Here is a 25401-nt window from a genome sequence, read left to right on the forward strand (position 1 = left end):
TCTCAAAAAATCAACACCTATTTTCAGGCCAGCCGCGCCCGCAAGTCCAGCGCATTGAACAGGGCGGCCCCGGCCGCCGTGTTGTCGAAGATGCACCAGCTGCCCGCGTGCGCCGGTGTGCGCAATTCTCCGGCCAGCATCGCCAGGTAATCGGCAGGATAGTCCGAGTAGTATATTTTCGGACTGCCGTGCAGGCGCACGTAGGCGGTTTCCGTCGTCGGCACGTGCGGGCCGGGCTGGCCGGCAGGGGGATCGGCGCGCACGCGGGTGATGCCATGTATCGTTAACAGGTCGGTCGCGCCCGTTTCGAACCAGCTGGAGTGGCGCGCCTCGCACGCGAGCATGCCGTCGAAGCGCTGGCGCAGCGCATGGAAAAATGCGGCGGCCACGTCCGCTTCGAAACGCAGGCTGGGGGGAAGTTGCACCAGCACGCAACCCAGTTTGTTCCCCAGTTGCAAGACTTCTCCCGCAAAACGCTCCAGTTCGGCCTCACCCTCGCGCAAGCGCCGTTCGTGCGTGATGCTGCGCGGCAATTTCACGCTGAAGCGGAAATGGGCGGGCACGCTGGCGGCCCAGCGCGCGTAGGTTGACGGCTGGTGCGGGCGGTAGAAGGAGCTGTTGATTTCCACGCAGTCGAGCACCTGGGCATAGCGCTGCAGGTGGCTGCCATCGAGGGGGAAGTGGCTGGCGGCGGCGCTGGAAATGCTCCAGCCGGCCGTGCCGATGTAAACAGTATGCATGGCGCCATTACAGCAAGGCCAGGCGGGCCCGGCTATCGGACAAACGCCCGTGCCGCCGTCGGCGCGGGCCTAGTCGATGATGTTGCCGTTCAGGTCGTGGCGCGTGATGTTGCCGCGCGTATCGATGGCGATCCAGCCGCCGCGCGGCGGCGTCACGTCGCATTCCCAGTCGGGCAGGACATAGCGCAAGGTATGGCCGACCTGGTGCAGTGCAGGGCGGTGCGTATGGCCGTGGATCATGATGGTGCTCGCATGGTCGGCAAATACTTGCGCGACAGCATCAGGCGTGACATCCATGATCTCCATGGATTTTTCGCCATTGTGCTCGCGGCTGCTTTTGCGCAAACCGTCGATGATGGCCTTGCGCTGCGCCAGCGGCATGGACAGGAACTGTTGTTGCCAGGCGGGCTGGCGCACCATGGCGCGAAATTCCATGTATTGCACGTCTTTCGTGCATTCGGCGTCGCCATGCAGCAAGACGATGCGCTGGCCGGCAATCGTGGCCACATGCGGTTCGCTGAGCAGGGTGGCGCCGGCGGCGGCGGCAAAGCCGGAGCCGACCAGAAAGTCGCGGTTGCCGGCGATCCAGTAGACGTGCACGCCAGCATCGCTGACGGCGCGGATGGCGGCCGTCATGCGCGCATTGAACGGGTCTTCCAGGTCATCGTCGCCGGCCCAGTATTCGAACAGGTCGCCTAATAGATACAGCGCTTGCGCATATTGCGCATGGTGTTCCAGGAAAGAAAGAAACGCCGCGCTCGTGCGCGGGTGCGAGCTCTGCAGATGCAGGTCGGAAATAAAGAGTGCGGCAGGCATTGTCATCGTTCAACGCTCCCAAAAAGTGATGTGCATGGAAAAGCGCAAACGCTGCAATGCCTGTTGTTCATGATGCTGTAGCCTGATTACGCGGCTTCTACCTTCTCGATGATCACGTCCGTCACTGGCACGTCGGCGAACATGCCGGCGCGCGAGGTTTTCACGGCGCGGATGGCGTCGACGACTTCCTTGCCTTCGGTGACTTTACCGAACACGGCGTAGCCCCAGCCGTCCTGGCCTGGATAGTCGAGGAAGCTGTTGTTCTTGATGTTGATGAAGAACTGGGCCGATGCCGAATGCGGGTCCGACGTGCGGGCCATGGCCAGCGTGTACGTGTCGTTTTTCAGGCCGTTCTTGGCTTCGTTTTCCACGGTGGCGTCGGCTGGCTTTTGTTTCATGCCTGGCTCGAAACCGCCGCCCTGGATCATGAAGCCGTCGATGACGCGGTGGAAAATCGTGTTGTCGTAGTGACCGGCTTTCATGTAGGCCAGGAAGTTGGCAACCGTTTTCGGCGCTTTCTCGGCGTCCAGTTCAGCGGTGATCTTGCCCAGATTGGTGGTGATGATGACGGAGGTCATGATGATCCTTAATAAATTGGATGAATAATTGATTCAGCGGCGCCAGGCAGGCCGGCGCCGCAAAAACGCTATTTTACAGTTTTGCGGGCGCGGACTTGAGTAAAGTCGCCGATTCGATCACCACGGGGGTGACCGGCACGTTCTGGTGCGGACCCTTGTCGGCCACGGGCACGGCCTTGATCTTGTCGACCACGTCCATGCCACTGACGACTTTGCCGAATACCGTGTAGCCGAAACCGTCGCGGCCCGGATAGTCGAGCGCGCCATTGTCGTTGACGTTGATAAAAAATTGCGCGGTGGCCGAATGCGGGTCGCCCGTGCGCGCCATGGCGATGCTGTAGGTGACGTTTTGCAAGCCGTTTTGCGCTTCGTTCCTGATCGGCGCCTTGGTGGCTTTCTGCTTCATGTTCTTGTCGAAGCCGCCGCCCTGTATCATGAAGCCGTCGATGACGCGGTGAAACACGGTGCCCTTGTAATAACCGCTTTTGACATATTGCAAGAAATTGGCCACGCTTTTCGGGGCTTTTTCCTGGTCCAGTTCCAGCACGATCTCGCCCATGCTGGTTTTCAGGGCCACGTGGGGCGTGGGGTCGAGGGCGGTTGCCGGAGCGGCGGCCACGACCGCGCTACCCAGGGTCAGGCCGGCAAACAGGGTGCAGAAGCGGGCCAGGAAAGACAGGCGTTTCGATTTGGTTTCTTGCATGAAGGCGTCCTTGATCGTTGTTTTTCTCTAAACTTGCTTTAATTGTTAAGAAGTGAAAATTCGGTTGAACATCGTAAAAACCTGATTCATATCGGGCCAGTATGGTTTTTATCAATGTTATACTTGACCGCTAACGCCCTAATTCTAACAAACAAGAACAACAATACAGCGGGTCGTCCCGTCTCGGCGCACACGGCAGTTCTGTGGCGCGGCACCCCCGGTGTCCGCGCCTGTCTGTCGTTTTGCCAGGCTGGCGGCCGCTCCACTTGCAAAGTACGATGAGCAATCTAAAGATTTACAACACCCTGGCTCGCGAGAAGCAGGTATTCGTCCCGATGGAAGCTGGCAAGGTACGCATGTACGTCTGCGGCATGACCATCTACGATTATTGCCATATCGGCCATGCACGCATGATGATGGCCTTCGACGTCATCTACCGCTGGCTGAAAGCGTCCGGTTTCGACGTTACCTATGTGCGCAACATTACGGACATCGACGACAAGATCATCCGCCGCGCCGTGGAAAACGGCGAGACGATTTCCCAGCTGACGACGCGTTTCACCCGCTACATGGATGAGGACACGGCCGCGCTGGGCATCTTGACGCCCGACCACACGCCGCGCGCCACCGAATACGTGCCGCAGATGCTGCGCCTGATCGAGCAGCTGGAAGCGAAAGACCTCGCTTACCAGGGTGCGGACGGCGACGTGAACTATGCCGTGCGTAATTTCCCCCATTACGGCAAGCTGTCGGGCAAGTCGCTCGACGATCTGCGCGCGGGCGAACGTGTCGACGTGAATACGGGCAAGCGCGATCCGCTCGACTTCGTGCTGTGGAAGTCGTCGAAAGAGTCCGAGCCGGAAGAAGTCAAATGGGATTCGAAGTGGGGCAAGGGCCGCCCGGGCTGGCATATCGAGTGCTCGGCCATGTCCTGCGCCTTGCTCGGCGAACAGTTCGACATCCATGGCGGTGGCGCGGACTTGCAATTCCCGCACCACGAAAACGAGATCGCCCAGTCCGAAGGCGCGTTCGGCCATACCAGCGTCAATTACTGGATCCATAACGGCTTCGTGCGCCTGGACAATGAAAAAATGTCCAAGTCGCTCGGCAATTTCTTCACCATCCGCGAAGTGCTGCAAAAGTTCGATGCCGAAGTGATCCGCTTCTTCATCCTGCGCGCGCACTACCGCAGCCCCCTCAATTACTCGGACGTGCACCTGGACGACGCGCGCCTGGCGCTGACCCGTTTGTACACGGCGCTGGCCGGCGTGGCGGTGGAAGAGGGCGCCATCGACTGGAACGAAGCACATGCCGTGCGCGTGCGCGACGCCATGGATGACGATTTCAATACGCCGCTGGCCGTGGCCGCCCTGTTCGACCTGGCAACGGAAGTGAACAAGAGCAAGTCGCCAGCGCTGGCGCGTCAATTGAAGGGCCTGGCGGGCGTATTCGGCTTGCTCGAACGCACGCCGCAGCAATTCCTGCAAGCGACCGTCGGCGCCGCCGGCGACCAGGACGAGGCGGCCGGTATCGAAGCGGCCATCGCGGCGCGCAGCGCGGCGAAAAAGGCGCGCGACTTTGCCCAGTCCGACAAGATCCGTGCCGACTTGCTGGCCGCGGGCATCATTCTTGAAGATAAGCCTGACGGCTCGACCAACTGGCGCCGCGCATGATGGCTACGTCCAGGGAAAACGGGGAAGCGCCGGTGGAGGCGCAGGTGATCCAGGTGCCGCACTACTGGGAAGAGGCGAAGATCGAGCTGATGAAGCGCGACCGCATCATGAAAAAACTCATCCCGCAATTTGGCGACCTGCACCTGGTCGGCCATAGCGACCCGTTTACCACCCTGGCACGTTCGCTGGTAGGGCAGCAGATCACGCCCAAGGCGGCCGACGCCGCCTGGAAAAAGCTGCTGCTGGCGTGCCCGAAATGCACGCCGTCGCAAGTATTGAAGGCCGGCGCCGAGCAGCTTTCCGCCTGCGGCTTGTCCAAACGCAAGACCGAATACATCCTCGACCTGGCCGACCATTTCAAGGCCAAGCGCGTGCACGCGAGCCAGTGGGACCAGATGGATGACGAAGCCGTCATCGCCGAACTTGTGCAAATCCGCGGCATCGGCCGCTGGACAGCCGAGATGTTTCTGATATTTAATCTGCTCCGGCCGAATGTCTTGCCGCTCGACGACCCCGGTTTGATCCAGGGCATCAGTGTCAATTACTTCTCCGGCGAACCTGTTTCCCGCAGCGATGCGCGCGAAGTTTCCGCCAATTGGGAACCGTGGCGCACCGTGGCGACGTGGTATCTGTGGCGCAGTCTCGACCCTGCAGCCGCTCCTGCCGCACCCGATGCAGCCCCCGGCGCAGCAGCCGGTACGGTAAAATAAACATAGATGACGCCGCGCGCCCTGGCGCCGTGGCCGGTAAAACCTGGAGGTACAATGACTAAAACGACTTTCCTCAATTTTGAACAGCCGATCGCGGAACTCGATTCCAAGATCGAAGAGTTGCGCTTCGTGCAAGACGATTCGGCCGTCGACATCTCGGAAGAGATCGACCGCCTGGCCAAGAAGAGCCAGCAGCTGACCAAGGATATCTACGCCAAGCTGACCCCTTGGCAAGTGGCGCAGATCGCGCGCCACCCGCAACGCCCCTACACCATGGATTATGTGAATGAAATCTTTACCGATTTCCACGAATTGCATGGTGACCGCAGCTACGCGGACGATCTGTCCGTCGTCGGCGGCCTGGCCCGCTTCAACGGCCAGCCGTGCATGGTCATCGGTCACCAGAAGGGTCGCGACACGAAAGAGCGCGCCATGCGCAATTTCGGCATGCCGAAACCGGAAGGCTACCGCAAGGCCATGCGCCTGATGAAAGTGGCGGAAAAGTTCAACTTGCCCATCTTCACCTTCGTCGACACGCCAGGCGCCTTCCCCGGTATCGACGCGGAAGAGCGCGGCCAGTCGGAAGCCATCGGCCACAACCTGTACGTGATGGCCGAGCTGAAAGTGCCGCTGATCGCTACCATCATCGGTGAAGGCGGTTCCGGCGGCGCGCTGGCCATTGCCGTGGGCGACGCCGTGCTGATGCTGCAATACTCGACCTATGCCGTGATTTCGCCGGAAGGCTGCGCCTCGATCCTGTGGAAGAGCGCCGAGCGCGCCGCCGACGCGGCCGAAGCGCTGGGCCTCACCGCCCACCGCCTGAAAGCCATGGGCCTGATCGACAAGATCATCAACGAACCGCTGGGCGGCGCCCACCGCGATCCGAAGCAGATGGCCACCTTGCTCAAGCGCGCACTGGCCGACACCCTGCGCCAGTTCCACGGCATGAAAACCAAGGACCTGCTGGCCGCGCGCCACGAAAAACTGCTGAGCTACGGCAAGTTCAAGGAAACGACGCCGAGCGAGTAAGCCATCGCTGGTCGGCGTAGGTCGGCTTAGCGCAGCGTAAGCCGACATGACGTAAGCCGACAAGACAGTAGAACACACCAGGGACAGTCCGCTATACGACACCATCCGTTTAGCAGCCTGTCCCTCTTTGCATTCCCGGAGTCCTGATTGAAAAAGCAACAAACCGCCACCGTCGCCGATATCTTTGCCCACGCGCTGGACGCCTGCGGACCGCAAGCCGGCGAGACGGTCGGCATTGCCCTGAGCGGCGGCCTCGATTCCTCGGCCCTGCTGCACCTGGCGCATGCCTGGGCGCAGGAGCACGGCGTATTTCTTTACGCGTTTCACGTGCACCACGGCCTGAGTCCGAATGCGGATGCGTGGCTGGCCCACTGTGAACAATTGTGCGCCAGCATGGGCATCGCCTTCGAAGCGCGCAAGGTCACCCTGGAAAAGAATGCCAAGACGGGCACGGAAGAGGCGGCCCGCAAGCGCCGCTACGGGGCCCTGGGCGAATTGTGCGCCGTGCACGGCGTGCGCCTGCTGCTCACGGCCCACCACCAGGATGATCAGGCGGAAACGGTGCTGCTGCAGTTGCTGCGCGGCTCGGGCACGGCGGGCCTGTCGGGCATGGATGGCGCCAACAGCGCGCCCGAGCTGCTGGGCAACCCGGACCTGGTGATGGCGCGCCCCCTGCTGCCCGTGTCGCGCAAACAGCTGGAAAGCTACGTGGAAAAACATGCGATCGCGCACATCCACGACGAATCGAACGACGATCCCCGCTTTGCCCGCAATGCCCTGCGGCACCAGGTGATGCCCGTGCTGGCGCAGGCGTTTCCCGGTTTCCAGGAGCGTTTCGCCCGCAGCGCCCAGCACGCGCAATCGGCGCAGCGCCTGCTGACGGAACTGGCGACGCAGGATTTGGCGGCGTGCCTCGATGGCGACTGCATCGAACTGGCGAAATTGCGCACGCTGAGCGCGGACCGCTGCTACAACCTGCTGCGCCACTGGTTCGGCACGCGCGGCTTGCGCATGCCGTCGACGGCGTGGCTGGCGGAAATGCTGGCGCAATTGCTGGAAGCGCGGCCCGATGCGCAATTGCTGGTGACACACCCGGAATGCCACGTGCGACGCCACCGCGACCGGCTGTACCTGACGCCGAAGCTCGATGATCTGGCCGGCATGCGCGAGCGTGACGACGCGGGCATTCCCGGCCTGGAAAAGGCCAGCCAGCAATTTACATGGCAAGGCGAAGCCAGCCTGGCGTTCCCCGCGTATGGCGGCGTGCTGCATTTCGATGCGGTGGAAGAGGGCGGCCAGGGTATCGATATTGCCTGGTTGCAAGCACAAACCTTGAGCATCGACTTCCGCCAGGGCGGCGAGCGCCTGAAACTGGCCTTGAACCGTCCCACGAAGAGCTTGAAATACCATTACCAGGCGTTTGACGTGCCCGCCTGGGAGCGCGAACGCCTGCCCCTTGTCTGTGCGGCGCAACAATTGCTGTTCGCGGCCGGTATCGGTCTCGATTGCCATTGCCTGAGTCTGCTGGACCGTCCCCGCGTCGCCCTGCGCTGGGTCTCCTGCTGAGCGCAGGGCCAGCCGCCACGGCCACTCCCGGGGTAGCCGCCAAGCGGCTGCCCAAGCCAGCTGGACTGCATGGATTGGTTATTTCCATATGCGCAATCGGTATGAGCTAATGCGCTTTTTAGCTTGTTATTTTGCATTGCGGCATGTAGAGTAAAGCCCTCCTTTTTTATTCTTCTTGAGCGGAAACTTCACTCTTATGGCTTTAATCGTCCACAAATATGGCGGTACGTCGATGGGCTCGACTGACCGTATCAAGAATGTCGCCAAGCGCGTTGCCAAGTGGCACGACGCTGGGCATCAAATCGTGGTGGTGCCATCCGCCATGTCGGGCGAAACGAACCGCCTGATTGGACTGGCCAAGGAAATCATGGATCAACCCGATCCCCGTGAACTTGACATGATCGCCTCGACAGGCGAACAAGTGTCCGTCGGCCTATTGTCGATGGCACTGCTGGCGATCGGCAAACAAGCCGTATCCTATGCTGGCTGGCAAGTCGCGATCAAGACCGATTCCGCCTTTACCAAGGCACGCATCCAGTCGATCGATGACGAAAAAGTCAAACGCGACCTCGATGCGGGCAAGATCGTCATCATTACCGGTTTCCAGGGCGTCGACGAACACGACAACATCGCGACCCTGGGCCGCGGCGGTTCGGACACCTCGGCCGTGGCGATCGCCGCCGCCATGAAGGCGTCCGAATGCCTGATCTTCACGGACGTCGACGGTGTCTACACGACCGACCCGCGCGTGGTCTCCGAGGCGCGCCGCCTGAAGACCATCACCTTTGAAGAAATGCTGGAACTGGCTTCGCTGGGCTCCAAAGTGCTGCAAACGCGTTCGGTGGAATTTGCCGGCAACTACCGCGTGCCCACGCGCGTGCTGTCGTCGCTGACCGACCCGATGTTGCCGCTGGAAATAGAAGCCAATTCAGGCACCCTGATTTCGTTTGAGGAAGATACAAACATGGAACAAGCAGTCATCTCCGGCATCGCCTTCAACCGCGATGAAGCCAAAATCACCGTGCTCGGCGTGCCCGACCGTCCAGGCGTGGCCTACCACATCCTGGGACCGGTGGCCGACGCGAACATCGAAGTCGACATGATCATACAGAATCAGTCGGTCGACGGTAAAACGGACTTCACCTTCACCGTCTCGCGCGGCGAATACACGCGCGCGCTGGCCGTGCTGGAATCGAACCGCGAAGCACTGGGCGCGGCCAGCATCACGGGCGACGCAAAAGTGTCGAAACTGTCCGTCGTCGGCGTGGGCATGCGCAGCCACGTCGGCGTCGCGTCGCAGATGTTCCGTACCCTGTCGGAAGAGGGCATCAACATCATGATGATCTCCACTTCCGAGATCAAGATTTCCGTGCTGATCGATGAAAAGTACATGGAACTGGCCGTGCGCGCGCTGCACAAGGCGTTCGAGCTGGAAAAAGCTTAAATATCCAAAAATATTGCCCCACGCCCTTGACCAAAGGGGGGGCAATCGATATTATGACGTTCGTCGCTGCAGCGCAGTTAGCTACAGAGACATAGTTGAGTAATCAGCTAGGAGACGTGGCCGAGTGGCCGAAGGCACATCCCTGCTAAGGATGCATACGGCTTATACCTGTATCGTGGGTTCGAATCCCACCGTCTCCGCCAGTATTTTTAAAAACCCGCTTCGGCGGGTTTTTTCATTTCCGCTCCTCATAGGAGAAACCACGTAAATCCATCCACCAGCGTCCGCTGCCTGCCGCGTCAATCCTGCATCTGCTGGGGGGGAGGCTGGGGGGTAGCAATGGCTGTGTGCGCTGCCTTCAAGCGTACGTCACCGATCCTGTTATGTCCCGCCTGTTGCCGCAACTGACCTTGCGCGGGATCAAGTGTCGTTGCCAGCACGCGCTTGATCGCGCGCTAAAATTAGTACGGGATCTCGCAATGCGGGAGTGGGGTAATGACAATCAGGATGAACAAGCTGTCGGCGCTGGTCGTCGGTCGCGCCAGGGAGCCAGGGTATTACGGGGATGGCGGCGGACTGGTGCTGCAAGTATCCGGCGCTGGCGCCAGGAGCTGGCTGTTTCGTTATAGCGTAGCTGGCAGGCGTCACGAAATGGGGCTGGGTTCTTGTCTGGCAGTCGATCTGGTCGAGGCGCGCAAAAAGGCGCGGCAATGCCGTTTGCTGCTGAGCGAAGGGCGCGATCCGCTGGCAATGCGCCGCCAGGAAAAACAGGCCGGGATGCTGGCGCGTGCGCGTCAAATGACCTTTGAGCAGTGCGCGGCATCCTATATCGCTGCGCACCGGCATGGCTGGAGAAATGTCAAACATGTGGCGCAGTGGGAAAACACCCTGGCCGCTTATGTGTTCCCATTGGTGGGGGCGCTGCCTGTCGCGGCGATCGACACCGATCTGGTCGTCAAGGTGCTCGATGCAATCTGGTTGTCAAAGACGGAGACGGCAACGCGCATACGCGGCAGAATCGAATGCATACTCGACTGGGCAACGGTCAGCGGCTTTCGTCAGGGAGAAAATCCGGCGCGCTGGAAAGGCCATCTGGAAAATCTGCTGGCCAATCCGAACAAGGTTTCTCCAGTGAAAAACCGACCGGCCCTGCCGTGGCAAGAGATCGGCAGATTCATGGCCGCCTTATCGGGTCAGGAAGGGATTGCTGCCAGGGCGCTGGCGTTTGCCATCCTGACGGCTGCGCGCTCAGGAGAGGTCAGGGGTGCGCGGTGGCCGGAGATAGACCTGGAGGCGGCCCTGTGGACCATTCCAGCGCAGCGCATGAAGGCAGGCAAGGAGCATCGCGTGCCGCTCTCTGGTGGGGCGCTTGCGCTGCTGCGCGCAGTGCCGCGTCAGGGGGACATCATCTTTTCAGGCCGCAAGCGTGGCACGCAGTTGTCGGACATGAGTTTGACGGCAGTCTTGCGCCGCATGCAGCTTGAGGATATCACCGTGCACGGTTTCCGTTCTTCCTTCCGTGACTGGTGCGCCGAGGCGGCAGCCAACGCCTTTTCACGTGAGGTATGCGAGCATGCGCTGGCGCACCGCTTGCCGGACAGGGTGGAAGCGGCCTACCGGCGCGGCGACTTGTTCGACAAGCGTATCGTGCTGATGCAGGCATGGTCTGACTTTTGCACCAATCCCGCACCGCCTGTCGTGTGATGGCATATCCCATGGAGTATCCTTGCGCAGGCTGAGGACTGGCATGCGTGTTCAGGCGCCTTGCAGCCACTGTCCACATCCCGTGCTGGCACGCGTTCCTGAACCAGGCCGGCAAGCGGCCCTGGAGTCTTACGGAGGCCAGGACGGTAGCTTCCTTGGCGCTTGCTTAGATCCTGCTACCCCATTTTCCGCTGCTTGCCGACACTCCAGGCAGGCCGCTGAAGCGCGCCTCGTTGAGCGTTGGCGCGCCAAGGTACTGTGGCGGGAGGAAGGAGTCACTTGGGACGTGTTTCTCTTCAAGGGTGAGGCAGGATCGGTACCAGCACGGCGGCACTGGCGCAGACCGGATCGCCGTCCTGGCGTCACCAGTTGATTGTTGCTGCGGGTATCGTCGCTGAAGGCCAGAAATGCGACGAAATTCTGGCCGCGCTTCGCTGGTGGTGGCGTTTGAGCCAGGCACGCAGTTGTTCTGCACAGGATTCTTCATGGTATTTAATGTAAGCGTCTGCCCAGTGACGTCTTGGCTAGTTGCAGGATTTGATCGATGATGGCGTCACAGCGATTGACGTTTTTATACAGCCTGGGCCAGAAGCCGACCTTGACGGCTTGAAATGCTTTCGTTTCAAATCGATAAAAAAATGCCGCATAATAAATGAAACGGTGTGCTACCCCACGTAGCAGGCCTCACATGGGGGAGACATGGCACAAGTGCTGAGAATACTGGTGGTTGATGATGTTGAAACAATGCGCAAGGTCACGGCTGGCCAACTGGCCTCGCTTGGCTACGGATCGGTGGATCTCGCAGCCGATGGCTCTGAAGCTTGGCGCATGATTGAGCGCAAGCGTTATGATTTGGTGATCTCCGACTGGAATATGCCGGCGTTGACCGGCATCGCCCTACTGCAGATGATTCGTTCCAGTCCGCGCCATGTGCACATGCCGTTCATTATGATCACCGCCGAGGCCGAGCGCAGCCGCATCGAAACGGCCATCAGCAGCGGTGTCAGCGACCTGCTAGTCAAACCCTACACGGCGGGCCGGCTGGCCACCAGCATCAAGCGGGCGATGGCGCATCAGGTTGCAGCACCGGCGCCGGATAAGGAAACGAACATCGACGCGCCGCAGGCCGCCACACCCGTGGACGATGTGATCGTCAAGCCACCGGCGGCGGTCCATTTACAATCAAGGGAACCGTTGCCTCCGACATTGCTCCTGGTCGACGACACCGCTGACAACTTGTACGTGCTGGCCAATGTGTTCAAGGGCCGCTACCGCATCAAGGCAGCGCACAACGGCGAGAAAGCACTGGCCTTGTGCTGTGGCGACACGCCGCCAGACCTAGTGCTGCTGGACGTGATGATGCCCGGCATGGACGGTTTTGAAGTGGCGCGCCGCATGCGCGAGCATCCCAGCGCAGAAAATGTACCCATCATCTTCGTCACCGCCCTTACCGACGACGCCGCGCGCCTGCAAGGCATGGAGTTGGGCGCGGTGGACTTCATTACCAAGCCAATCGACCCGGCCCAGCTGAAGCTGCGGGTCGACAACTTCATGCGCTACGTCGAGCTGCGCCGCCACCTGCAAGCCGATTACGACAACATGCTCGCCATCGCCCGCCTGCGCGATGACGTCGAGGCCATGACGCGGCACGACCTCAAGGGACCGCTGGCCGGCGCCATCGGCATAGTGCAGTCGCTGATCGACGCCGCCGACATGGACCGCCGACAGCTTGAGAATTTGCGGCTGGCCGAGCAGGCCATGCTGCAGGTGACCGACATGGTCAACCTGTCCACCGAGCTGTACAAGATCGAGACGGGAAAATACGTGCTCCATGCAGCGCCGCTGCCCATCAGCGACATGTTGCGGCGGGTGGTTGAGACGGCACGCGCCACTTACGCGGGTAAGCAGCTGGTGTTGGCGGTCGACACCGATTTCGATGTCGGCATCGACGCTCCGCTAGCGCTGGGCGATGCCATGCTGACCTATTCGCTGCTGAATAATCTGATCAAGAACGCCTGCGAGGCAGCGCCAGAGCGCACCCGTGTCATTGCCACGCTGTACGCCGGAAGCCCGTTGCGCATCGAGATAGTCAACAAGGGTGTGATCCCGGAACCGATACGCGAACGCTTCTTTGACAAGTTCGTCACCGACGGTAAGTCCGGCGGCACCGGCCTGGGCACGTATTCGGCACGCCTGCTGGCGCGCGCGCAATACGGCGAGGTGGCCTTCGCCGTCGATGACGAGCTCCAGACCACCACCCTGATTGTCAGCCTGCCGTCGGTGCCGCCCCCGGCCTAAGGCGAATCGCGCGGCGGCCTTGCTTGTCAGGCTGGCTGCACCACGGCATCAAGCGCTTCCAGCGCAGCGTCGAAGTCGAAGCGTTCAATTGCCTGGCTGACTTTGCGCAGCTGTCGCGCCAGCGGGTGGCCGGCGGCTTGCGATTCCAATGTCTCCAGCACATCCAGCGCGGCGGTGTCGCTGTCGGCCAGCAGCTTGCGCAGCTGGGCAAGTGTGGCGGTCGCGTCCGGCGGCAGGGCGGGAGCCGCTGCGATGGCCCCGGCCCGGGTGTTCTCTGCCGCTGCAGTATAGTTGCCCAGTGCCGCCAGGCCGAGCAGCACCGGCGCCAGTTCGTTTTCGACCGCCGTCAGCAGCACAGCCAGTTCGGCTTCGGCTACACCAGCTTTGCATGCCAGTTCCAGTGCGGTAGCTGTCGCCGCCACGCCTTTGGCACCGACGTTGCCGGCGGTGCCGCGCAAGGTGTGGGCTACCCGCGCCGCCGCTGTGGGGTCATCGCTTTGCCGCGCAGCCTCAAATTCCCCCCGCAGTCTAGCGTGGCCGTCGCGGAAGCGCACCAGCATGCGCAGGTAAAGGTCCTGCCGGCCCATGCTGGTCGCCAGGCCGGCGCGCTGGTCGATACCGGGGAGTTCGGCAGGTAGGGCCGCAACCACTTTGCCTGCGGAATCTGGCTGCCCCGCTGGGGGCGCTGCTAATGCCGACTGCGCCGGGCGGATCCACTTGCTCATGGTGGCGAACATGGCGGTGACGTTCAGCGGCTTGGAGATGTGGTCATTCATGCCGGCAGTCAACGCCATTTCGCGGTCGCCGGCCATGGCGTTGGCGGTCATGGCGATGATCGGCAGCTGAGCGTAGCGGGGTTGGGCGCGCAGGCGGCGGGTGGCTTCGTAGCCATCCATCACTGGCATCTGGCAGTCCATCAGCACGCCGTCGAAGGCGACGGTCCCGGCTTGAGCCAGTAGGTCCAGCGCCTGTTGCCCATCGCCTACGATGGTGAGCACGATGCCAGCGCTTTCAAGCAGCTCGCGCGCTAGCTCCTGGTTCATATCGTTGTCCTCGGCCAGCAGCAGGCGGGCGCCGGCCATGCGGGCCTGGTCGGCCGCGCTGCGGTCCTGTCGCTCTGCCTGGCGCGTTTCGGCCACCACGCCCTTGCCCAGTACCTCGCCGATTGCTTCGAGCAGCGTCGACGGGGTGACTGGCTTGGTCAGCACGGCTGGCAGCGCCACCTGCTGGAGCGCCGCCGCTTCCTGAGCGTCGTCCCGGCCGAAGGCAGTCACCATGATGACAGAAGGGATGTGAGTCACGGCGCCGCTCTGCATGCGCTGCAGCGTTTCGACGCCGTCCATGCCCGGCATGCGCCAGTCCAGTAGCACCAAGTCGTAGGGCAGGCTTTTGCGCTCAGCCTCGACCATGGTGCGCAGCGCGCTGTGGCCGCTGTCGGCGAGGTCCACCTCCAAGCCGAAACTGCGAGCCATTGTCGACAAGATTTCGCGCGCGCTGGCGTTGTCGTCGACCACCAGCACGCGCAGGCCGAGCAGCTCGTCGGCGTGGAACATGCGGCGCGGCTGCACCTCGGTCTGGCGTCCGAAACGGGCGCTGAAGTGGAAGGTCGAGCCCTCGCCCGGCATGCTCTCGACCCAGATCCGGCCATCCATCAGCTCCACCAGCTTCTTGGAGATGGCCAGACCTAGCCCGGTGCCTCCGTATTTGCGCGTGGTCGAGCTGTCTGCCTGGCTGAACGAGTGGAACATGCGTTCGCACTGCTCGGCCGTCATGCCGATACCGCTGTCGCGCACCCAGAAGTGAAGCTCGACTTGATCCCCGGCGTCGGCAGCCATCTCGATCCCGACCACGATCTCACCGCGTTCGGTGAACTTGGCGGCGTTGTTGCCGAGGTTGACCAATACCTGACCCAGCCTCAGCGAATCGCCTACCAATGCGGTCGGCAGGTCGGCCGAAGTGGCGAACAGTAGTTCCAGGCCTTTTTCCTCGGCCTTCAGGCCGATCATGCTGGCGAAATTCTCCAGCACGTCCTCCAGCCGGAACGGGGCCTGCTCTATGTTCATCTTGCCCGCTTCGATCTTGGAGAAGTCAAGAATGTCGTTGATGATGCCCAGCAGGTTCTCGGCCGAGCGGTGCACCTTCTCGATGTAGTTGCGCTGTTTTTTGTCGAGATCGGTGCGTAGCGCCAGATGGCTCATGCCGATAATTGCGTTCATCGGCGTACGGATCTCGTGGCTCATGTTGGCCAGGAAATCGCTCTTGGCGCGCGTAGCGTCCTCGGCGATCTCCTTGGCGCGCAGAACCTCGGCCTCCGCCAGCTTGCGGTCGCTGATGTCGCGCACCGAGGCGCACACGCAAACGCCGCGCTCGGCGATAGCCGGCAGCCGCGACAGGCCGATCTCGACCGAGAAGCGGCTGCCATCCTTGCGCATACCGTGCAGGTCGGCGCCTGTCATGCCCATCTGGCGTGCCGTGCCTTGCTCGATGAAACCATTGCGCGAGCCGACGTGGCGCCCGTGCGCCTCCGGCGGCACCAGCGTTTCGATCGGCAAGCCGGCCAACTCGCCGGCCTCGTAGCCGAACAGCTGGTCGAGCTGCGGGTTGGTCATCATGATCAGGCCGTGCACATCGATTACCAGCATGCCGTCCGGCGCAGCCTCGATGATGCCGCGATACCAGGCCTCGGTGGCTTTCAGCACCACCTGCTGCGCTTCGAGTTCGATCGCCATGGCCTGCACCGCGTGGCTGCGTGCCTTGATTTCCAGCGACATCGCCAGTTTGGGCAGCAGCTCGTCCATCAGCACCCGGCCCGATTCGCTGGGAGCGTCGAAGCCGGCCAGCTCCAGCACGCCCATCAGGCGCTCGCCGTGCAGCAGTGGCAGCACCTGCAGGTGGCGTGGGCGCGACCGCCCCAGTTGCGAGTGAATCTGCACGTAGTCGTCCGGCAGGGCGTCGAGCCGGAGCGGCTGGCGGTCCTGCGCGCACTGACCCAGCAGGCCACTGCCCAACGCCAGTTGCGGCGCCGGCGGATGGTCCGGATCGGCGGCGTAGCTGGCGGCAAGGCGCAATGCGGCGGCGTTTTCGTCAAGCAAGTAGAGCGCGCCCTGGCCAGCCTGCACCAGCGGCGCGAGTAGCGTCAACAGGCGCTGCGCGGCCTGGTCAAGGCTGGCCGCTTGCTGCAGTTCGGCCTGGATCGAGGCTTCCTGCGACTTGATCCAGCGCTGCATGTCGAGCTGGCGCGATTCGACCTGCAACTTGGCGATGGCGCGGGCCAGGTCGCCCGTTTCGTTCTGGTAGTCAGTATGCGGAATCACGCTGTCGAGCTGGCCGGCGGCCAGCGCATCGACCGCCTCGCGCAGGCGGTTGACCGGGCGCCGGATCGAGATGCTGATCCACCAGGCGCATAGCAGCGCCACCGCCAGGCCACCGATCAGCAGGGCGTAGGTGAGGGTGCTGCTGGTGAGGGCGAATTGGCGAATCTGGTAGATGGTGCTGCGGGCGTTGGAATCCTTGACGGCGGCGATCTCGGCCATCTGCCGGTCGGCGGTGCGCATCGCGTGCTGGAAGCGCTCGCTGTTGAGCAGGGCGTTGGCTTCGGCGTTGCGGTGCAGCCGCGCCAGTTCGATTGCCTCGTCGGCGATGCGCTCGGCGCGCGCCAGCATGCTTTCAAAGACGTTATGGCGTTGCTGGTTGTCGATGCGCAGCAGGGTGGCGCGGGCCTCGTCGACGGCAAAGTGTAGCTGCTCGCGCGTCTTGTCTAGCTGTTCGAGCGCCTTGTCGACGGCAACAGGGTCCGGGGAGTTGGCCACCTTGTGCAGCATTAGCTCGAAGCGGTTGAGCTGGATGCGGGCCTCCTTGACCTGTACGATGCCGATCATGCCCTCGCTGAGCAGGCGCTGCATGTCGCTACTCAACTGGTCTTGGGTGCGTAGGCTTTGCAACCCCAGCGCCAGGGCCAGCAGCAGCACTGCGCAAAAGCCGGCCGCAAGCTTCTGGCGCAGGCGCAGCCGTTCAAGATAAGCCAGGGGCGAACGCATGCCGGCGCTCACTGTGCAGGCAGGGTGTGTGCGATGGCGGCAGCCTGCTTGGCCATGTCCTGGTCGCTGTCGGCGTAGCGCGCGGCGATCTGCTGGAAGGCGGGCAGGTTGGCCAGGAAGGCGTCGCAGACGTCGGGATCGAAGTGCGAGCCGCGCCCCTCGGCGATGATTTGCACTGCCTTTTCATGCGGCATGCCTTCCTTGTAGACGCGACGACTGATCAGGGCGTCGTAGACGTCGGCCACCGCCATCAGCCGCGCCGAAATCGGGATGGCGTCGCCGGCCAGGCCTTCGGGGTAGCCGCTGCCGTCCCATTTTTCCTGGTGTGAGTAGGCGATCTCCTTGGCCAGGCGCAGGAAGTCGACGTCCATGCCCAGTTGTTGTTCGGCGTGGGCGATGGCGTCGCGCCCGAGCGTGGTGTGGGTCTTCATGATCTCGAATTCCTCGGGTTCGAAGCGGCCAGGCTTGAGCAAGATGCGGTCGGGGATGCCGATCTTGCCGATGTCGTGCAACGGCGCCGACTTGAACAAGAGCTTGATGGTGTCGGGGTCGAGGAAAGCGCGGAAGCGCGGATGCTCGCTCAGATGTTCGGCCAGCACCTTGACGTAGTGCTGGGTGCGGCGGATGTGGTTGCCGGTCTCGTTGTCACGCGTCTCGGCCAGCGAGGCCATGGCGTGGATCGTGACATCCTGGATCGCGCCCAGCTCGCGCGTGCGGCGCTGGACTTCCTGTTCCAGGTACTCGTTCTTGTCGCGCAGGAAGTCGGCCGCGTCTTTGACCTTGAGTTGGGTGCGTACGCGCGCCAGCACCACGGGCGGGCTGATCGGTTTGGTGATGTAATCGGCCGCGCCCAGCTCCAGACCGTGCGTCTCGTCCTCGCTGGAGGCCATAGCGGTCAAGAAGATGATGGGTATGTCGCGCGTGGCCGGGTCGCCCTGCAGTGCCTGCGCCACTTCGTGGCCGGTCATCCCAGGCATCATGATGTCAAGCAGGATGAGGTCGGGCGGCGGTGCATCGCGCGCGATGCGCAGTGCTTTCTCGCCGTTATTCGCTGCTTTGACCGTATAACTATCCTTGAGCAAGTTGGCCATCAACAGAAGATTATCCGGCGTGTCGTCCACGACAAGGATTACAGGCCTGATGGGACGGGTATAAGATGAGTTCATGCCTAAATGCTCCAATCAGGTCCGCACTAATTTGTTGCCTAGACTATATCTGTGTCCTGTGTGCAAGTAAACCGCATATTAGTTTTGCTATGCGAATCGCTCCCGTCCTACACTACATTCTCCGATCTCTAGGTATATATGGATTGCTCATCACTCAACATTTCGAAAATGACAGTGTGGGGAGGGTGCGCTTAGGGAGACCTCTGCCGCCAAGCTGAACTTCTGCTTTGAGGCCAGGCTGTGTGGAAACGCAGAAAAATTCTGGTTCTTCAAAAATCGGCCTCTCAAAACGCGCGCTACCCCGTTTTCTCGGTGGCGGGAATGGTAACCCTACCCACAAATATTTTGAGATTTGAAGTTTTCACCCAGCCTGGGGCGGAACCAGCCGCTCCCTGCCTCTGCTGGTGGCGTTACGGAAGTTGTCAGTTCAGGGACGACGTCGTTCGCAGCCATTTCGTTATCCCTTTGGATTAGTCGCAGCTATTCAGCGAAAAATCGTCGCAGCTTTTAGCAAAATCAAGTTGGCCTAGCCCTGTGCCGCAATACCTTTCGTCGCGTTTATTTCAGAAAGTCACAACACCGCTGGGAAGCGGCGTGATCTCAAAGGGCTGCTGGCAGCTTGCAGTTCCAAGGCAAGAAGTCATCAACCCGGTTGACGGGATGATCGGTGATATGCGTCAGCACGTGACGCAACCAGGCTTCGGGTGCGACACCGTTCAGCTTGGCCGTGCCGATCAACGAGTAGATCGCGGCGGCCCGTTCGCCGCCGCTGTCGGCGCCGGCGAACAGATAGTTGCGCCGACCAATGGCGACACCACGCAAGGCGCGTTCGGCCGCCGAGTTGTCAATCTCGATGGCGCCGTCGTCGCAGTAGCGCAGCAGCGCCGGCCAGAGCTTGAGCGCGTACAGGATCGCCGCCGCCGTGTCGGACTTGCGCGACAGCGTATCGAGCGTGGAGCGCAGCCAGTGCTCCAAGTCCTCGAGCAGCGGGCGCGAGCGGGCTTGCCGAACTTGTCGTCGTTCGTCGGGCGGCTTGCCCCGGATCTTGGCCTCGATCAAATAGAGCTCGGCGATCCGGCGCAGCGCCTCGGTGGTCAGCGGCGTCGCGCGCGCCGCGTGCAGGTCGTGGAATTTACGCCGCGCGTGCGCCCAGCAAGCCGCTTCCTGGATCGTGCCGTCTTCGAACAAAGCGTTGAAGCCAGCGTAGGCATCGGCTTGCAGCACGCCCTCGAACTTGGCCAAGTGGGTTTGCGGATGGATGCCCTTGCGGTCGGGCGTGTAGCCAAACCAAACCGCCGCTGGCGTGGTGTCGCCGGCGGGCCGGTCATCGCGCACGTAAGTCCACAGACGGGCCGTCTTGGTTTTGCCATTGCCGGGCGCCAGCACCGGGATCGGCGTGTCGTCGGCATGCAGCTTCGACGCCGTCAGCACGTGGCGGCGAATGGCATCGACCAACGGACGCAGCAATGCGCTAGCGGCGCCGACCCAGTCCGCCAGCAGCGCACGATCGAGGTCGACGCCTTCGCGGGCGTAAATGACGGCCTGGCGGTACAGCGGCAGATGATCGGCGAACTTCGCAACCAGCACATGCGCCAGCAGGCCGGGGCCGGCGATGCCGCGCTCAATCGGCCGGCTTGGCGCCGGCGCCTGGACGATGGCGTCGCAGCAGGAGCACGCCAGTTTCGGACGAACATGGCGGATCACGCGGAAGCTGGCCGGCACGAACTCCAGTTGCTCGGCCACGTCCTCGCCCAGCGGCCGCAGGCCGCCGCCACAAGCCGGGCAAGCATCGGCCGGCGGCGCATACACCTTTTCGTCTCGCGGCAAATGATCGGGCAACGGCCGGCGCACAGACTTCTTTCGCGGCGCCTGGTCGGCCGCCGGCATCTCGCGCGCCGCCTCGGCCTCGTCGGCTTGCAGGTCTTCCAGTTGCAGCTCCAGCTGCTCGATTTGATGATCCAGCTTTTCCGATTTGCGGCCGAATTGCATGCGCCGCAATTTGGCGATCTGCAGCTTGAGGTGCTCGATCTCGACGGCGCGCGTGTTCAGCTGTTCGCGCAGCCCTTCAACCACCTCGTTTTGAGCGAGCAGCAGCACCTTCAAGGCGGCGATGTCGTTGGGCAGGTCGGCTGGGCTGAGCATGTGCCAAGTTTACGCGAGCCTTGTGTCGTTTACAAGGCCGACGTTGGTCTCCAGGTCCGTTCCGGCCGCCGCCAGTCGATGCCTTCAAGCAGCATCGACAGTTGCGCCTGCGTCAACGCCACCGAACCGTTGGTAGCCTGCGGCCAGATGAAGCGACCACGCTCAAGCCGCTTGGCCAGCAGGCACAGGCCATCGCCGCTCCACCACAGGAGTTTGATGAGGTCGCCGCGCCGGCCCCGGAACACGAATACGTGGCCGCTGAACGGATCTTCCTCCAGCGCCGTCTGCACTTTGGCAGCCAGGCCGTTGAAGCCGGAGCGCATGTCGGTGGTGCCGGCGGCAAGCCATACCTTGGTGCCGGCGGGCAGGCCGATCATCGTAGAACCCGATCGAGCACCTGCGCCAGCGCGGCCGCGTTGGGCTGGCCTTCGATTCGCACGCGCACTTCGCCCAGCTCCAGCATGATCGTGCCGTCGGCGTCGGCGTCGGCGTCGGCGTCGGCGGTGGAGTTGCCCGGAGCAGGCGCCGTTGGCGCCAGCACCACTGGCAATAGGCCATCGTCGCGAATCAACGCAGGCACGCCGAGGCGTCCTTGTTGATAGAGGCGGCGCCAGCTAAACACCTGGTTGGCGTTGACGCCGTGTTCGCGTGCAATGCGAGCCACCGAGACGCCCGGTTCCAGCGACAACGCCACCAATGCGCGCTTGAACTCTAAAGAATGCTGCCGATAATGGCCGCGCGCATTCGTCGAAGTGATTGGTTGAAAATTTGTGTCCATAATCAGAATTTGTGGGCACAAATGCTGTGCCAAAATTCGATCATGAATGACGGTGGTCAGGGAGTCCAGACGGCGCTGGGAAGACGCTTACTATTTAATCGCCCTCATGTCGTGCGGAACATGCACGGTTAAACCACAAATCTGCCACGGTTGAATCACAAATCTGACACGGTTGAACCACAAATCTGACACGGTTGAAGCAGATATGGCACAAATAAGGCCTTATAAGGCCTTATAAGGCCTTATTTTCTTTCAGCCGTGCCAAAAAAGGGGTTTGGTCGACGTTGCGTCCGACGATTTTAGTGGTTCAGTCGCTGCGCGAAGCGGGGCAGGATAGGTGAAGTTAGCTAACCGGCGGGCCGGTTAGCTAACTTCACACCTGCTTATTCGCACTTCGTGCTCAACGTGTGAAGGATGCCTGAAGGGAGGCAATCCCGACAGCGGTTCGGTGCTGGGGTCGAGCCTGTAAGAATTTCTGTGTGAAACGGGGCCATGAAATAATACCGATAGGGATGTTCCATGACCGACACGATGACTACCAAGAAACCCCGCAAGAAGAAAGAGCCGTATCCATTCCCAGGTGAGCTGATCGACCAGCTGCTGGCCCAAGTTCAGGACAAGAACGCTGAGTCTATTCCCGGTGACTCTGGCTTGGCCGGCCAGCTCAAGAAGATGCTGGCCGAGCGAATGCTGGCGGCCGAATTGACACATCACTTGGCCAACGAGGATGCGACGAGCAAGAGTCATAGAAACGGCACCATGCCCAAGAAGGTTCTGACGCCGGACGGAGAGCTGCAACTCGACATTCCACGTGACCGCCTGAGGGGCTCAGTATCGAGGTTGATTTCTCATTGCCGTCTGAACGGGTCATCCGGTCCGTTGACAGAATCATCGAATGGCGTGGCAAACCCCAGGTCATTCGCTGCGATAAGGGCCCGGAGTACATCAGCGCTGTGACGTTGGCCTGGGCCGCCAAACGCGGTATTCGCATCGACTTCATTCAGACTGGCCAGCCGCAACAGAATGCTTATGTCGAGCGCTATAACCGAATGGTGCGCTACGACGGGTTGGCTCATCATCTGTTTGAAACGCTCGATGAGATCCAGGATTTTGCAACCCGCTGGCTGTGGACTCACAATCACGACCGGCCCAACATGGCACTTGGCGGCATCACACCAAAACAGAGGCTTGCCTTGGCCAATTAACCTCTACTTTTAGCGCGCTCTAAAAATGGGGGGATTACCGTCTACTTGCGCCTATTTACAGATTTTTGTAGTGCCTGGCCCTTGTTTATCGTCGCTGGGTGCAGAGCTGTCGTCGCTAGACGCTTTATTCCTGCAGGCAAATGGTATTCTATTCAGAACGACCAGCCCTGCAACTGAATCCAAATTCGGTAACGTGCTGCTATTGTCCAGACCTCTTACTTTCGCGACGCATGCAATCACCAGCAGAGAAAAACTCAGATAGCACCGGCAAGCCGCTAGATTACCTAGATGTGCTGCGGGAAGGAATGATAGCGTTGAATGCTGCGGGACCTGACGGCTTCGAAGGGCTGGTCGCGGAAGTTTTGACACATGCCTGCGGCCGGTCATTTAGGCTCGCTGCGAGCGGTTCGCAGGGCGGGCGGGATGGTGACGACGGGACCGTGTATTTCGAGGCAAAACGATACGTCGGCGACTTGAAAAGGCCCGCTGTTTCCGACAAGCTGTTGGAACTTGGTGTGCGGGGCGTTGAGCATATTGACCTCTTCGTGCTGGCAGTTACGTGTCCAGTGAGCGCACAGCACGCTGAATTCTACGCGAAGGCCTGTGATGACATTGGCATCGAGCTGCTGTTGTTGGATTGGGAAGAATCTAGTTTACGCCAGCCAGCATTGGCAGTGCTCCTCTCCTTAGCCACTGAAGTCGCTCGACGTTTTTTTGCAGAAAATCTTCCTGACAAAGCAGAGAGGATAGCGGGGGCGCTTTCTGAAATGGAATCCAGGGTCGACAGCCGATTGCCGGCTGAGATGTTGTCGAGGCTAACCAGCCCGCTCGCATCTTTCAGCTATGCACGTGCGAGCAGTGAGAAATGGTTCAAGAAAATTTTCGCCAGCGTTCGGGTTGCTCGAGGAATCCTCCATCAACCGGTTGCGCCTTTCGACAGCAACGCCGGCAACTACCGAGCGCGCCCTGCGTTGGCGAATGAGCTTGCGGTAGCGCTTACCTCGCCACCAGACGAAGGATTCTGGATGCTGCAAGGCTGCGAAGGGGCAGGGAAGACTTGGCTACTAGCTTCGACTTGGAATGAACTGGCGCACTCACCGATTCTAGTCTTCATTCTTCCCGATGAGTGTAGAGACCCTGCGCGTCTGTATGACTTGGAAGGATTCGTCGCAAATAAGCTTGCGATGCAGTCGGAGCAGACCATACATGGCGATGCTCTAAAGCGCTGGCGCCGACGACTGAAAACATGGGAGACATCGCCGCAGGCTGAACGCGCCCGGTTGGTCGTTTACCTGGACGGTATTAATCAATCTCCGGATGTAAATTGGCGACAGTGGATTGAGTCGCTCTCGGCCTACGTTCAGTCGATTGGTGGAAGGCTCATTGTCTCAGCTCGGCCGGAGGTTGCGCAGCGCGTAGCTGATACGGTGGCCTCACCGTGTCGACAGCTAAACGTCCCGGAGTGGACTGAGCAAGAGCTGTCTGAAATTTTGAAGTCGCTTGAAATTGAGCGAAACCAAATGCCGCCACAGGTGTTTGTTGCGCTCAGAAATCCACGTCTGTTGGGCATTGCGCTCGAGGTGTTAGACAAACGCGAAATAAATGGACTAGAAGAATTGCATCCTGAGCGACTGCTGTTCGAATACATGAACAAAGCATGTCGAGACAGCGCCGTGCAGCTCGAGCCGAGAAAATTCGCGCAGACTTTGCAGGGACTTGCGGCCGAATTTATGCGCCGCGTCAACGCAAAACAAACCAATGACCTGGATGTGTATTCCACCGATTTCGTTGCGGGTCTAAGTGCAGCTGCTGACAGCCAATTTTTCCAGCCGGTCCCGTGGGAGAGTAATCACTACGCCATCCATCGGAACGGACTGTCACTCGCGCTAGGGCTTTGGATTGTTTCCGAGCTGGACAAGGAGGTACGCAATGGTCGTGACCCAGCTGAACACCTTGAACGTTTGATTGAGCCGATTGAGGCGCTCGATTTTACTGCCGATGCAATGCTCGCGGCCGTGATGGTCGCGTTTTTGGATGCCGGCAAAGACTCTAAGGTTGGTGCTGTTCTGTTCTGCAGATATTGCAATTTGCAGAACAGACCGTCGAATGAAGAAGTCGCTCTTCTTGGCTTGGCGCGTCGCCGAACTGGCCTGGTCCTCGATGCAGCTCAATTCGCGATTGAGAAAGGGCATTCCCCGGATAATGGTCTCATAGGTGCCACCCTCAGTGCGATTCGTGATGACAGCCAAGCTTGGGCCACGATGCATGAGCGCATAGCGACGTGGCTTACCTTACGTTCCGATGCTGTCGATAATATTGGGGGTATTGACCAGGCGGAGAAAAAGGTCCAAGTTCAGAATCGCCAGAAGGAATATGAGGAACGACTGCGAAACCTGTCGCAAGCGGAGAGGACGATTCTGGACGAAGTGAACGGCGTGTGCATCAGCCGTGACGTTAAACCCTACCATTCGCTGGCGTTCTTGTTAATGCGTGGCCAATCACTAGCCCCGTTCGCTCAACAGATGGTGGTCTGGTCCTTGGGGACCTCTCTGTTATCGAGTTTTTACAGCTTGCATGACGAATTCCTGCAACTGGTCCAGTACAACACTGAAGACTGGGAAAAAACTCGCGGCGCTATTTTGCGTGAGAGCTCAAGGCTGCGCGAACCAGAAGTGTCCGAGAAAGGAAAGTGGGCATTGTGGCGTCTGTTGACATCGACCGGAGCATTACTCGACAGCGCGGAGGCAAAAGCGCTCTAGGAAGAACTGACGCAATCCGACGGCCCGAGGGAGTCATGGTCGTTGAGAGAAAA

The 25401-nt window shown here is 60.8% G+C and carries 17 protein-coding genes, 1 tRNA gene and 2 pseudogenes; 11 read left to right on the forward strand and 9 right to left on the reverse strand.

The genetic code is table 11. The features are described from left to right. Nucleotides 1-23 precede the first annotated feature (23 nt). The 4 genes from CLU90_RS00810 to CLU90_RS00825 form a co-directional block, all read right to left on the reverse strand. Nucleotides 24-740: a DUF72 domain-containing protein gene (locus CLU90_RS00810; protein WP_100426942.1), complete on the reverse strand. Its 717-nt coding sequence runs from the start codon at nucleotides 738-740 to the stop codon at nucleotides 24-26. 69 nt (nucleotides 741-809) lie between these two features. Then, nucleotides 810-1556, reverse strand: coding sequence for a UDP-2,3-diacylglucosamine diphosphatase (locus tag CLU90_RS00815; protein ID WP_100426943.1), 747 nt, complete (start codon nucleotides 1554-1556; stop codon nucleotides 810-812). A gap of 86 nt (nucleotides 1557-1642) precedes the next feature. Further along, nucleotides 1643-2134 (reverse strand): peptidylprolyl isomerase, encoded by a 492-nt coding sequence (locus tag CLU90_RS00820; RefSeq protein ID WP_092712521.1) that lies wholly within the window; start codon nucleotides 2132-2134, stop codon nucleotides 1643-1645. Between the two features lie 73 nt (nucleotides 2135-2207). Continuing rightward, nucleotides 2208-2837, reverse strand: a complete 630-nt coding sequence (locus tag CLU90_RS00825; RefSeq protein ID WP_175539259.1) for a peptidylprolyl isomerase — start codon at nucleotides 2835-2837, stop codon at nucleotides 2208-2210. Nucleotides 2838-3115: 278 nt separating this feature from the next. On the opposite strand from CLU90_RS00825, the gene cysS reads away from it, so the two are divergent. The 8 genes from cysS to CLU90_RS00865 all read left to right on the forward strand — a co-directional run bounded on the left by cysS (nucleotide 3116) and on the right by CLU90_RS00865 (nucleotide 13261). Continuing rightward, on the forward strand, nucleotides 3116-4510 hold the full coding sequence (cysS, locus tag CLU90_RS00830) for a cysteine--tRNA ligase (protein ID WP_100426944.1): 1395 nt from the start codon (nucleotides 3116-3118) through the stop codon (nucleotides 4508-4510). Beyond that, on the forward strand, nucleotides 4507-5220 hold the full coding sequence (locus tag CLU90_RS00835; RefSeq protein WP_442906648.1) for a DNA-3-methyladenine glycosylase family protein: 714 nt from the start codon (nucleotides 4507-4509) through the stop codon (nucleotides 5218-5220). The genes cysS and CLU90_RS00835 overlap by 4 nt, the downstream gene beginning before the upstream one ends. 54 nt (nucleotides 5221-5274) lie before the next feature. Continuing rightward, nucleotides 5275-6249, forward strand: coding sequence for an acetyl-CoA carboxylase carboxyltransferase subunit alpha (locus CLU90_RS00840; protein WP_065308858.1), 975 nt, complete (start codon nucleotides 5275-5277; stop codon nucleotides 6247-6249). Between the two features lie 147 nt (nucleotides 6250-6396). After that, entirely contained in the window at nucleotides 6397-7815 is a 1419-nt protein-coding gene (gene tilS / locus CLU90_RS00845; RefSeq protein ID WP_100426945.1) for a tRNA lysidine(34) synthetase TilS, read from the forward strand. 196 nt (nucleotides 7816-8011) lie between these two features. Beyond that, the gene (locus CLU90_RS00850; protein WP_092712527.1) at nucleotides 8012-9259 is read left to right on the forward strand and encodes an aspartate kinase; all 1248 of its coding nucleotides are present in this window, start codon (nucleotides 8012-8014) and stop codon (nucleotides 9257-9259) included. Nucleotides 9260-9369: 110 nt separating this feature from the next. After that, nucleotides 9370-9462 (forward strand) — tRNA-Ser (locus CLU90_RS00855). A gap of 304 nt (nucleotides 9463-9766) precedes the next feature. Further along, complete coding sequence (locus CLU90_RS00860; protein WP_232731037.1) at nucleotides 9767-10963, forward strand: tyrosine-type recombinase/integrase; 1197 nt, start codon at nucleotides 9767-9769, stop codon at nucleotides 10961-10963. Nucleotides 10964-11662: 699 nt separating this feature from the next. Continuing rightward, nucleotides 11663-13261, forward strand: coding sequence for an ATP-binding response regulator (locus CLU90_RS00865; RefSeq protein WP_034754634.1), 1599 nt, complete (start codon nucleotides 11663-11665; stop codon nucleotides 13259-13261). Nucleotides 13262-13287: 26 nt separating this feature from the next. On the opposite strand, the gene CLU90_RS00870 is transcribed toward CLU90_RS00865, so the two are convergent. The 5 genes from CLU90_RS00870 to tnpA all read right to left on the reverse strand — a co-directional run bounded on the left by CLU90_RS00870 (nucleotide 13288) and on the right by tnpA (nucleotide 21384). After that, entirely contained in the window at nucleotides 13288-17298 is a 4011-nt protein-coding gene (locus CLU90_RS00870; RefSeq protein ID WP_092713017.1) for a response regulator, read from the reverse strand. Nucleotides 17299-17306: 8 nt separating this feature from the next. Beyond that, the gene (locus tag CLU90_RS00875; RefSeq protein ID WP_051959249.1) at nucleotides 17307-18464 is read right to left on the reverse strand and encodes a response regulator; all 1158 of its coding nucleotides are present in this window, start codon (nucleotides 18462-18464) and stop codon (nucleotides 17307-17309) included. A 600-nt stretch (nucleotides 18465-19064) separates the two neighbouring features. Then, nucleotides 19065-20606, reverse strand: coding sequence for an IS66 family transposase (gene tnpC, locus CLU90_RS00880; RefSeq protein WP_092712532.1), 1542 nt, complete (start codon nucleotides 20604-20606; stop codon nucleotides 19065-19067). A gap of 29 nt (nucleotides 20607-20635) precedes the next feature. Continuing rightward, nucleotides 20636-20983: an IS66 family insertion sequence element accessory protein TnpB gene (gene tnpB, locus CLU90_RS00885; protein ID WP_034754629.1), complete on the reverse strand. Its 348-nt coding sequence runs from the start codon at nucleotides 20981-20983 to the stop codon at nucleotides 20636-20638. Beyond that, on the reverse strand, nucleotides 20980-21384 hold the full coding sequence (gene tnpA / locus CLU90_RS00890) for an IS66-like element accessory protein TnpA (protein WP_092712534.1): 405 nt from the start codon (nucleotides 21382-21384) through the stop codon (nucleotides 20980-20982). Before tnpA ends, tnpB begins: the two co-directional genes overlap by 4 nt. 519 nt (nucleotides 21385-21903) lie before the next feature. On the opposite strand from tnpA, the pseudogene CLU90_RS00895 reads away from it, so the two are divergent. The 3 genes and pseudogenes from CLU90_RS00895 to CLU90_RS00905 form a co-directional block, all read left to right on the forward strand. Further along, a pseudogene (locus CLU90_RS00895) lies at nucleotides 21904-22203 on the forward strand (transposase); the annotation flags it as partial. Between the two features lie 2 nt (nucleotides 22204-22205). Continuing rightward, nucleotides 22206-22589: pseudogene (locus CLU90_RS00900) on the forward strand (integrase core domain-containing protein); the annotation flags it as partial. Between the two features lie 230 nt (nucleotides 22590-22819). Next, a complete protein-coding gene (locus CLU90_RS00905) occupies nucleotides 22820-25348 on the forward strand; it encodes a hypothetical protein (RefSeq protein WP_157808698.1) in 2529 nt (842 codons plus the stop codon). Nucleotides 25349-25401 lie beyond the last annotated feature (53 nt).

The sequence above is a fragment of the Janthinobacterium sp. 67 genome (assembly GCF_002797895.1).
Lineage (GTDB): Bacteria > Pseudomonadota > Gammaproteobacteria > Burkholderiales > Burkholderiaceae_D > Janthinobacterium.